This is a genomic window from Mycobacterium sp. 1165178.9 (assembly GCF_001673555.1).
Taxonomy (GTDB): Bacteria; Actinomycetota; Actinomycetes; order Mycobacteriales; family Mycobacteriaceae; genus Mycobacterium.
The window spans coordinates 1-9,249 of record NZ_LZMB01000112.1; the positions used below are offsets into that span (position 1 = coordinate 1).

Consider the following 9,249-nt stretch of genomic DNA (forward strand, 5'->3'; position numbering starts at 1 on the left):
GCCGGCTACATCGGTGTGGTCGCGACCAACTGCGAGCAGACCTACCACCGCTATCTGCGTCCCGGCGAGCAGGTCACCGTCCACTCCGAGATGCGCGACGTGGTCGGCCCCAAGCAGACCGGGCTCGGCGAGGGCTGGTTCATCAACCAGCACATAACCTGGCGGGTCGGTGACGAGGACGTCGCCGAAATGGCCTGGCGCATCCTGAAGTTCAGGCCGCGCGAGGATACCGTCGGCGCAAGCTCCGTCCCGGAGGACCTGGACGCCGACGCCATGATGCGTCCGGCGGTGTCGCGCGACACCGCCTTCTTCTGGGAGGGCGTCAAAGCGCACGAGCTGCGCATCCAGCGCCTCGCCGACGGCACCCTGCAACACCCGCCGGTGCCGGCCGTGTGGCAGGACAAGGCCGAGGCCATCGACTACGCGGTGGCCAGCGGCCGTGGCACGGTGTTCAGCTTCGTGGTGCACCACGCGCCGAAGGTGCCCGGTCGCACGCTGCCGTTCGTGATCGCACTGATCGAACTGGACGAAGGCGTTCGCATGCTCGGCGAGCTACGCAACGTCGACCACGCAGAGATAAAAATCGGAATGCCCGTTCGGGCAACCTATATCGACTTCCCGGCCGGTGAGTCCGGCCCGGAGTGGAGCCTCTACGCCTGGGAGCCCGTGGGAGACGAAGCATGAGCGCACCCGTTGTCGAAGTGGGCGCCGCCCTGCCCGAACTCAAGCTGCACGGTACGCCGACGTTCATCATCTCAACGGCTTTGGCCACCAGGGACTTTCAGGACGTACACCACGACCGGGATCTGGCTCAGGCCAAGGGGTCCAAGGACATCTTCGTCAACATCCTCACTGACACCGGACTGGTGCAGCGCTACGTCACCGACTGGGCGGGCCCGACTGCGCGGATCAAATCGATCGGGCTGCGGCTCGGCGTACCGTGGTACGCCTACGACACCGTCACGTTCTCCGGCGAGGTGACCGCCATCGACAATGGTCTGATCACGCTGAAGGTGTTCGGCCGCAACAGCCTTGGCGACCACGTCATCGCGAACGTTACACTGACGATCGGGGGCGTCTGATGTTGTCGGGCAAGGCTGCGATCGTCGGTATCGGCGCCACCGACTTCTCCAAGGACTCCGGCCGCAGCGAGCTGCGGCTGGCCGCCGAGGCGGTTCTGGACGCGCTGGACGATGCCGGACTGAGTCCGTCCGATGTCGACGGCCTGACCACCTTCACGATGGACACCAACAACGAGACCGCGGTCGCGCGTGCGGCCGGTATCGGTGACCTGAAATTCTTTTCGCAGATCGGGTACGGCGGCGGCGCCGCGTGCGCGACCGTCCAGCAGGCGGCGATCGCCGTGGCCACCGGTGTGGCCGACGTCGTCGTGGCATACCGCGCGTTCAACGAGCGTTCGGGCATGCGGTTCGGTCAGGTGCAGACCCGGTTGGTGGGAAACGCTGGCGTGCAGGCTGATTCGACGGCGGCGGACAACTCCTTCTCGTACCCGCACGGGCTTTCCACGCCGGCCGCGCAGGTCGCGATGATCGCCCAGCGCTACATGCATCTGTCCGGTGCGACCAGCCGGGATTTCGGCGCGATTTCGGTGGCGGACCGCATGCACGCGGCCAAGAATCCGAAGGCGTATTTCTACGAGAAGCCGATAACCATTGAGGACCACCAGAATTCGCGGTGGATCGCCGAGCCGCTGCGGCTGCTGGACTGCTGCCAGGAGACTGACGGAGCGGTCGCGATCGTGGTGACTTCGCCGGAGCGCGCGAAGGATCTCAAGCAGCGACCGGCGATCATCGAGGCGGCTGCGCAGGGCTCCAGCCCCGACCAGTACACGATGGTCAGCTATTACCGGCCGGAGCTCGGCCTGCCCGAGATGGGGGTCGTCGGCCAGCAGCTCTGGTCTCAATCCGGTCTGAAGCCGACCGACATACAGACCGCCGTGCTCTACGACCACTTCACTCCGTTCACGCTGATTCAGTTGGAGGAGTTGGGCTTCTGCGGCAAGGGGGAGGCCAAGGACTACATCGCCGACGGTGCCATCGAGATTGGTGGGCGACTGCCCATCAACACCCACGGTGGCCAGCTCGGCGAGGCCTACATCCACGGCATGAACGGCATTGCCGAGGGTGTGCGCCAAGTGCGGGGCACCTCCGTGAACCCGGTGCCCGACGTCGAGCATGTACTCGTCACCGCAGGAACCGGCGTGCCGACCTCGGGCCTGATCCTTGGCTAGGGGCTAGCGCCGGGCTTTCGGGCCCAGCTCTGTCGCCTCAGCTTCTCCCGCGAATGTGCGGCCAGCCGCACCTTCGCGTTCCAGCGTGCGGCGAGCCGCATACTCGGCGACTGTGGATAGCTGAACTGACGAGTTAGGCGGTCTCTGCCACGCTGCCGTCATGCGGGAGCCGTTAATCGGTAGCGAAGCCATAGCTGCGGGGGTTTTGACTAAGGCCCAACTGGCTACGCGCTGCCGCCGAATATTTCCCGACGTCTATGCAGACCGTCAAGTGGACGTCGATGTTGAGTTGCGAGCGAAGGCGGGGTGGCTGTGGACCCGCCGTCGAGGTGTCATCGCGGGATTTACGGCGGCGGCGCTGCACGGCAGCCAGTGGGCCAGCGATATTCAGGTTGTGGAGTTGCTTCACGATAATCCGCGGAATCCACCCGGGATTCAGACACATCGAGACCGCATAGAGGAGGACGAGATCCAGATGCTCACCGCCATGCCGGTGACTTCGCCCGCCAGGACGGCTCTGGACTTGGGCTGCTGGTACCCGACCACGACCGCCGTGGCAGCTATTGACGCGCTTGCTCGCGCCACCAATGTCAAGGCGGCGGACGTCGATCTCCTGGCACGCAGGTATGACGGACGGCGTGGGATCGCGCGGGCGCGTCAAGCTGTAGACCTTTTCGATTCCGGTGCGCAATCACCGAAAGAGTCCTGGCTGCGGGTCGTCCTGACACAAGCTGGCTTGCCCAGGCCGCAGACACAGATTCCGGTGGTCAACGAATTCGGCAGTGCCATTGCATATTTGGATATGGGATGGGAGGACGTCAAAGTAGCAGTCGAGTATGACGGCGAGCAGCACCGCAGCGATCGACTGCAGTACACGTGGGATGTTCGCAGGTCGGAAATGTTGCAGCGGCGCGGGTGGCTCGTCGTTCGCGTCGTAGCCGGCGATCGGCCGGCCGAGATCGTCAGTCGTGTCCGTGACGCATTGGCTCGGCGGACGTGCGGCTAGCCGCACAGTCGAGACTGAACGTGCGGCTGGCTGCACGCTCGGCGCAAAAAGCCCAACCCTTTACGCAGGCACCAGTTCGACGCCCGACAGGACGACGGCGTTGTCGCGCGAAGGCGCGACAACGCTGGCCAGGAAGCGGCCGTTGTCCTTCCAGATGCCGACCTTGAGCGTTTCGCCGGGGAACGCCACCCCGGCGAAACGCGCGCCATAGGCCGCCACCGCGCCGGCATCACCGTCGAGTAGCGCATCGGTGATCGCCTTGCAGGTCATTCCGTACGTGCACAGCCCGTGCAAAATGGGCTGGGCAAAGCCTGCGGCAGCGGCGAATTCGGGATCGGAGTGCAGCGGGTTGCGGTCGCCGCACAGCCGGTAAAGCAGCGCCTGCTGCGGCAGAATCGGCACGTCGACCTCGAGATCGGGAGCACGGTCGGGCGCGCTGTCCGATGTCGACGCACCACGCTCGCCTCCGAATCCGCCTTCGCCGCGCGCGAAGATCGAACGGCGCTGCGTCCAGAGCAGCGTGCCATCCGGCGCGGTCACTGTCGTCTCGCTCCAGATCACCGCGGCCTTACCCTTGTCCCAGATGTCCGTGAACCGGGTGACGGCCTTCGCAGAGCCCGACGGCGGCAGCGGAGCGGGCGCCTCTACGCGCTCGCTGGCATGCAGCACCTTGCCCAGCTCGATGTCGATGCCGGGGAATTTGACCGTCGGCGGTTTCGTGGCATGGAAGGTGGCGGCAACGTTGCCGAACGTCGGCAGCACCTGCGGGGTGTCGTCGATCAGGTAGCGCAGCTCGCGTGGGTCCATCGGATCGGCGCCGGCACCCAGCCCGAGGTGGTAGAGCTGCACATCGCTACTGGCCCAAGAGAATTCGATGGGATCCAGCTCGGCATTCAGCGCGACTTCTACGTCGATCGGCATCTCAGCTCTCCTCCGCGATGTGCAACGCCGCCAGGTAGCCGAACGTCATGGCCGGACCGATGGTGCCGCCCGGACCGGGGTACGTGTGGCCCATCACCGGCGCACTGACATTGCCTGCGGCGTAGAGGCCTTCGATGATACTGCCGTCATCGCGCAGCGCCCGGCCGTGGATATCGGTGCGGATGCCGCCCTTGGTCCCCAGGTCCCCGGGCACCATCTTGGCTGCGTAGTACGGCGCGTGACTGATCTCGCCGAGGTTGGGGTTCGGCTTGTTGGTCGGGTCGCCGTAGTACCTGTCGTAGGCGCTCTCGCCGCGGTGGTAGTCCTCGTCGACGCCCGAGCGCGCGAAGCCGTTGAAACGTTCCACCGTCGCGGTGAGTTCGCTCACCGGGAGGCCGGCCTTCTGCGCCAGCTCCGCCAGCGTGTCGGCCTGGATGATGACGCCGGACTCCAGCCATTTACGCGGGATACGTTGTCCGGGTTGCAATCCCGCAAAAATGTAGCGGTCCCGGTATTGCTGGTCGAACACCAGCCACGCGGGAATGTTCTCGCCCGGACCGGGTCCCTGACCGTATTGGCCGCCATACATGTGATGGCAGGCTTCGACGTAGGGCATCGATTCGTTCATGAACCGCTTGCCCGACATGTTGACGATGATCGACCCCGGGGAGTTGCGCTCGGACAGCGCGAACCAGGGCGCGCCCACTAGCGGGACGGTCGGACCCCACCACGCGTCTTCCATGATGTCCAATGCGGCGCCGAGCTTTTCGCCCGCCAGGATTCCGTCGCCGGTGTTGGCGACGGCACCCACGGTCCACTCGGTGGTGATCGGTGCGCGCTGATATTTCACTCGCATCTGCTCGTTGTGCTCGAACCCGCCCGACGCCAGGATCACGCCACGGCGGGCCCGGATGAGCTGGGGCTCATTGGATTCGGCATCACCGGCGCCGCGCGCGTAGACGCCGCGCACGACGCCGTCTTCGACGTAGAGGTCGGTGAGCGCGGTGTTGAGCGCGACCGGCACCCCGGCCCGCTGCAATCCGATGCGCAGCGGTCCGATCAACGCCCGGCCCATGCCGACGAGGTTCTTGCCGGTCGCCTTGGCCCACATGGTGCGCGCCCCGACCTTCAGGCTGCGCAGCACGCCGCGCGGGTGCCGCTTGAGTTGGTTCAGCCGCACGTAATCCTGTTGCATCACCACGACGTTCAGCGGGACTTTGCCGTACGCCGGTTCCAGGCCGGATTCGTCGGCGCCGAGCCTACGGGCGTTGAACGGCTTCGGCTCGATCGATCGGCCCTCGGCGCGGCCGCCGGGCGACTCGGGGTAGTAGTCGGAGTACCGCGGCACCCAGCACATCTTCAGCGGGGTGTGCTTGAGGACAAACGACAGCATCTCTGGGCCGCGCTCGAGGTAGGTATCGATGCGTTCGGGCTCGACGACGTCTCCGATGATGCCGTGCAGATAGGTGCGGGCGTCCTCGGCGGTATCGCGGACCCCGTCACGCTTGAGCACTTCGTTATTTGGGATCCAAACGCCGCCTCCTGAGCGTGCGGTGGAGCCGCCGAAGTGGGGGGCCTTCTCGATGACTATGGTCGAAAGACCCCGGTGAGCGGCGGTAAGGGCGGCCACCATGCCGGCTCCGCCGCTTCCGACCACGACGACGTCGTACTCCTGCGCTGACATGTAGAACACGTTATAGAATTGCCCGGGGCGGCCGCTACTGGCCCGGTCAACCGTACGAGGAGACTTAAGAGAATGCTCGATGTTGCCATGCGCGACGAGCTGGCCGCCGACTTGGCTCAAGCCGAGCGGAGCGGCGAGCCGATCCCCCCGCTGACCGCCGCCTATCCGGACATCGACGTCGTCGACGCCTATGAGATCCAGCTGATCAACATCCGCCAGAGGGTCGCTGAGGGAGCCCGCGTGCTGGGGCACAAGGTGGGGTTGTCCAGCAAGGCGATGCAGCAGATGATGGGCGTCGACGAGCCGGATTACGGCCATTTGCTCGACGAAATGGAATTGTTCGAAGACGTCCCGGTCAAGACGAACCGCTACCTGTACCCGCGGGTGGAGGTCGAGGTCGGATTCGTCCTGTCCGCCGACCTGCCGGGCGCGGGGTGCACCGAGGACGACGTGCTGGCCGCCACCGAGGCGCTGGTACCGGCGATCGAGTTGATCGACACCCGGATCACCGACTGGAAGATCGGGTTGTGTGACACCATCGCCGACAACGCCTCGTCGGCCGGTTACGTGCTGGGTGAGGCCCGGGTGTCCCCGGCCGGCCTTGACGTCAAGACGATCGATGCGGTGCTGACCTGCAATGGTGAGGTGATTGCCGAGGGTCGCAGCGACGCGGTGCTGGGCAATCCGGTCACGGCGGTGGCCTGGCTGGCGCGCAAGGTGGAGAGCTTCGGCGTCCGGCTGCGCAAGGGTGACGTGGTGCTGCCCGGGTCGTGCACCAAGGCGATCGATGTACACCCCGGCGACGAGTTCGTCGCCGATTTCGCGGGCCTCGGTTCGGTCCGCCTGTCGTTCGAATAGGCTCGAATTAAATCGTCTAACTTAAATCTCAGAGCTCGAGGAGCATCATGCCGACTAAGGCGACTGTGGCCATTGTCGGGTCGGGAAACATCAGCACTGACCTGCTATACAAGCTGCTGCGATCGGACTGGCTGGAACCCCGCTGGATGGTGGGCATCGACCCGGAGAGCGAGGGCTTGGCCCGGGCCCGCAAGCTGGGTTTGGAGACCACACACGAGGGCGTGGACTGGCTGTTGGCGCAGTCGGAGAAACCCGACCTGGTGTTCGAGGCGACCAGCGCCTATGTGCACCGCGACGCCGCACCCAAGTACGAGGCGGCCGGGATCCGCGCGATCGATCTGACGCCGGCCGCGGTGGGCCCCGCGGTGATCCCGCCGGCCAATCTGCGCCAGCACCTGGACGCGCCGAACGTCAACATGATCACCTGCGGCGGGCAGGCGACCATCCCGATCGTCTACGCCGTGTCGCGGGCCGTCGCCGACATCGGCGGGGTGCCCTACGCCGAGATCGTCGCCTCGGTCGCCTCCCTCTCGGCCGGTCCCGGCACCCGCGCCAACATCGACGAATTCACCAAAACCACCAGTAGGGGCGTGGAGACCATTGGTGGCGCCAAGCGCGGCAAGGCGATCATCATCCTGAACCCGGCCGACCCGCCGATGATCATGCGCGACACCATTTTCTGCGCCATCCCGGAGGACGCCGACCGAGACGCCATCGCCAAGTCGATTCACGACGTGGTGGCCGAGGTGCAGACCTATGTGCCGGGTTACCGGCTGCTCAACGAGCCCCAATTCGACGACCCGTCGATCAACTCCGGCGGCCAGGCGCTGGTCACCACGTTCGTCGAAGTGGAGGGTGCGGGCGACTATCTGCCGCCTTACGCTGGAAATCTCGACATCATGACCGCCGCGGCCACGAAGGTCGGCGAGGAGATCGCCAAGGAGTCCTTGAGCGCGACGGCTAAAGGAGCGCAATCATGAGCAGCCAGGAGATTTTCTTCAACCCGATCTGGGACGTCCGGCTGACCGATACGTCGCTGCGGGACGGCTCCCACCACAAGCGTCACCAGTTCACCAAGGACGAGGTCGGCGCCATCGTGGCCGCCCTGGACACCGCGGGAGTGCCCGTCATCGAGGTCACTCACGGCGACGGCCTGGGCGGGTCGAGCTTCAACTACGGGTTCTCCAAAACCCCCGAGCAGGAGCTGATCAAGCTCGCGGCCCAGACCGCCAAAGAGGCCAAGATCGCCTTCTTGATGCTGCCCGGCGTCGGCACCAAGGAAGACATCAAAGAGGCCCAGAACAACGGCGGCTCGATCTGCCGGATCGCGACGCACTGCACCGAGGCCGACGTGTCGATCCAGCACTTCGGCCTGGCCCGCGAGCTCGGCCTGGAGACCGTCGGGTTCCTGATGATGAGCCACACCATTGCGCCCGAGAAGCTGGCCGCGCAGGCCCGCATCATGGCCGACGCCGGCTGCCAGTGCGTCTACGTCGTCGATTCGGCCGGTGCGCTGGTCCTCGAGGGCGTGCGTGACCGGGTCGCGGCGCTGGTCGCCGAGCTCGGCGACGACGCCCAGGTCGGTTTCCACGGTCACGAGAACCTGGGGCTCGGGGTGGCCAACAGCGTCGAGGCCGTCCGGGCTGGCGCCAAGCAGATCGACGGCTCCTGCCGCCGGTTCGGCGCCGGGGCAGGCAACGCGCCCGTCGAGGCGCTGATCGGGGTGTTCGACAAGATCGGCGTGAAGACCGGGATCGACTTCTTCGACATCGCCGACGCGGCCGAAGAGGTGGTCGCCCCGGCCATGCCCGCCGAGTGCCTGCTCGACCGCAACGCCCTGATCATGGGATATTCCGGGGTGTACTCGAGCTTCCTCAAGCACGCCATTCGCCAGTCCGAGCGCTACGGTGTCCCGGCCCACCAGCTGCTGCACCGCGCCGGGCAGCGCAAACTCATCGGTGGCCAGGAAGACCAGCTCATCGACATCGCGCTCGAGATCAAGCGCGAGCAAGAGAGCGGCGCCGCGGCTCCACGCTGATCCGTACGCGCGGCCGGCGGCACGCACAGGCCACGCAAAGGTGCCGCGAGTAACCTGGCGCGCATGAGCACATCCAACACAGTCGGCGCTCGGCGTCGTGGGCTGTACGGCCTGCTAGCCGGGGGATTGATGACCGCTGCCGCCGCTGCGGTGATCGCGGTGCCCCTGGCCAGCACGGCCAACGCGCAGTGCAACCAGGACGTGGGTGCATCCATTGATGCGTACCTGCAGAAGCACCCGGACCTGCACCAGCAATTGCAGCAAAGGTCTCAGGCCGAGGGCGGCAACGGCAACGTCATCGACTACCTCAATCGGCATCCTGACGTACGCCAGCACCTGATCGACCTTTCCCACTCCTGCCCGCCCTAGTGAGTCGGCGTCGTCTTTGAACGCTGTTCCCGACGCGCGGGAACGTTCGCCATTGACGAAAAAGTAGAACACGTTCTAGCGTCTAGGCGTGTTCTCTGATTCCCTCACCGAAGCCATCGCCG

At 65.8% G+C, this 9,249-nt stretch carries 10 protein-coding genes; 8 read left to right on the forward strand and 2 right to left on the reverse strand.

All coding sequences use genetic code 11. From position 1 onward, the window contains the following. From A5652_RS05685 to A5652_RS05700, 4 genes are all read left to right on the forward strand, one after another. The coding region (locus A5652_RS05685) for a Zn-ribbon domain-containing OB-fold protein (RefSeq protein WP_067347542.1) at positions 1 to 684 on the forward strand (684 nt) is incomplete at its 5' end. Further along, positions 681 to 1,082: a MaoC family dehydratase gene (locus A5652_RS05690; RefSeq protein ID WP_067347546.1), complete on the forward strand. Its 402-nt coding sequence runs from the start codon at positions 681 to 683 to the stop codon at positions 1,080 to 1,082. The genes A5652_RS05685 and A5652_RS05690, both read left to right, overlap by 4 nt. Next, on the forward strand, positions 1,082 to 2,251 hold the full coding sequence (locus A5652_RS05695; RefSeq protein WP_067347550.1) for a lipid-transfer protein: 1,170 nt from the start codon (positions 1,082 to 1,084) through the stop codon (positions 2,249 to 2,251). The genes A5652_RS05690 and A5652_RS05695 overlap by 1 nt, the downstream gene beginning before the upstream one ends. Before the next feature lie 160 nt (positions 2,252 to 2,411). Then, the gene (locus tag A5652_RS05700; RefSeq protein ID WP_067347554.1) at positions 2,412 to 3,257 is read left to right on the forward strand and encodes a DUF559 domain-containing protein; all 846 of its coding nucleotides are present in this window, start codon (positions 2,412 to 2,414) and stop codon (positions 3,255 to 3,257) included. A gap of 60 nt (positions 3,258 to 3,317) precedes the next feature. Here the strand turns inward: A5652_RS05700 and A5652_RS05705 are convergent, their stop codons facing one another. Together A5652_RS05705 and kstD are read right to left on the reverse strand one after the other, a co-directional pair. Next, the gene (locus tag A5652_RS05705) at positions 3,318 to 4,178 is read right to left on the reverse strand and encodes a MaoC family dehydratase (RefSeq protein ID WP_067347557.1); all 861 of its coding nucleotides are present in this window, start codon (positions 4,176 to 4,178) and stop codon (positions 3,318 to 3,320) included. Position 4,179: 1 nt separating this feature from the next. Next, positions 4,180 to 5,862, reverse strand: coding sequence for a 3-oxosteroid 1-dehydrogenase (kstD, locus tag A5652_RS05710; RefSeq protein ID WP_067347573.1), 1,683 nt, complete (start codon positions 5,860 to 5,862; stop codon positions 4,180 to 4,182). Positions 5,863 to 5,934: 72 nt separating this feature from the next. On the opposite strand from kstD, the gene A5652_RS05715 reads away from it, so the two are divergent. The 4 genes from A5652_RS05715 to A5652_RS05730 all read left to right on the forward strand — a co-directional run bounded on the left by A5652_RS05715 (position 5,935) and on the right by A5652_RS05730 (position 9,127). Then, the gene (locus tag A5652_RS05715; protein ID WP_067347560.1) at positions 5,935 to 6,720 is read left to right on the forward strand and encodes a 2-keto-4-pentenoate hydratase; all 786 of its coding nucleotides are present in this window, start codon (positions 5,935 to 5,937) and stop codon (positions 6,718 to 6,720) included. 47 nt (positions 6,721 to 6,767) lie between these two features. Next, positions 6,768 to 7,700 carry an acetaldehyde dehydrogenase (acetylating) gene (locus A5652_RS05720; protein WP_067347563.1) on the forward strand — a complete coding sequence of 311 codons (933 nt, stop codon included), beginning with the start codon at positions 6,768 to 6,770 and terminating at the stop codon, positions 7,698 to 7,700. Beyond that, positions 7,697 to 8,758 carry a 4-hydroxy-2-oxovalerate aldolase gene (dmpG, locus tag A5652_RS05725; protein ID WP_067347566.1) on the forward strand — a complete coding sequence of 354 codons (1,062 nt, stop codon included), beginning with the start codon at positions 7,697 to 7,699 and terminating at the stop codon, positions 8,756 to 8,758. The genes A5652_RS05720 and dmpG overlap by 4 nt, the downstream gene beginning before the upstream one ends. A 63-nt stretch (positions 8,759 to 8,821) precedes the next feature. Then, positions 8,822 to 9,127: a hypothetical protein gene (locus A5652_RS05730; protein WP_067347570.1), complete on the forward strand. Its 306-nt coding sequence runs from the start codon at positions 8,822 to 8,824 to the stop codon at positions 9,125 to 9,127. Positions 9,128 to 9,249: the final 122 nt, after the last annotated feature.

Excerpts from the sequence above, each read along its gene's own strand:
- A5652_RS05690 (WP_067347546.1), top strand. The coding sequence starts at position 681 with ATGAGCGCACCCGTTGTCGAAGTGGGCGCCGCCCTGCCCGAACTCAAG.
- A5652_RS05695 (WP_067347550.1), top strand. The coding sequence starts at position 1,082 with ATGTTGTCGGGCAAGGCTGCGATCGTCGGTATCGGCGCCACCGACTTC.
- A5652_RS05700 (WP_067347554.1), top strand. The coding sequence starts at position 2,412 with ATGCGGGAGCCGTTAATCGGTAGCGAAGCCATAGCTGCGGGGGTTTTG.
- A5652_RS05705 (WP_067347557.1), bottom strand. The coding sequence starts at position 4,178 with ATGCCGATCGACGTAGAAGTCGCGCTGAATGCCGAGCTGGATCCCATC.
- kstD (WP_067347573.1), bottom strand. The coding sequence starts at position 5,862 with ATGTCAGCGCAGGAGTACGACGTCGTCGTGGTCGGAAGCGGCGGAGCC.
- A5652_RS05715 (WP_067347560.1), top strand. The coding sequence starts at position 5,935 with ATGCTCGATGTTGCCATGCGCGACGAGCTGGCCGCCGACTTGGCTCAA.
- A5652_RS05720 (WP_067347563.1), top strand. The coding sequence starts at position 6,768 with ATGCCGACTAAGGCGACTGTGGCCATTGTCGGGTCGGGAAACATCAGC.
- dmpG (WP_067347566.1), top strand. The coding sequence starts at position 7,697 with ATGAGCAGCCAGGAGATTTTCTTCAACCCGATCTGGGACGTCCGGCTG.
- A5652_RS05730 (WP_067347570.1), top strand. The coding sequence starts at position 8,822 with ATGAGCACATCCAACACAGTCGGCGCTCGGCGTCGTGGGCTGTACGGC.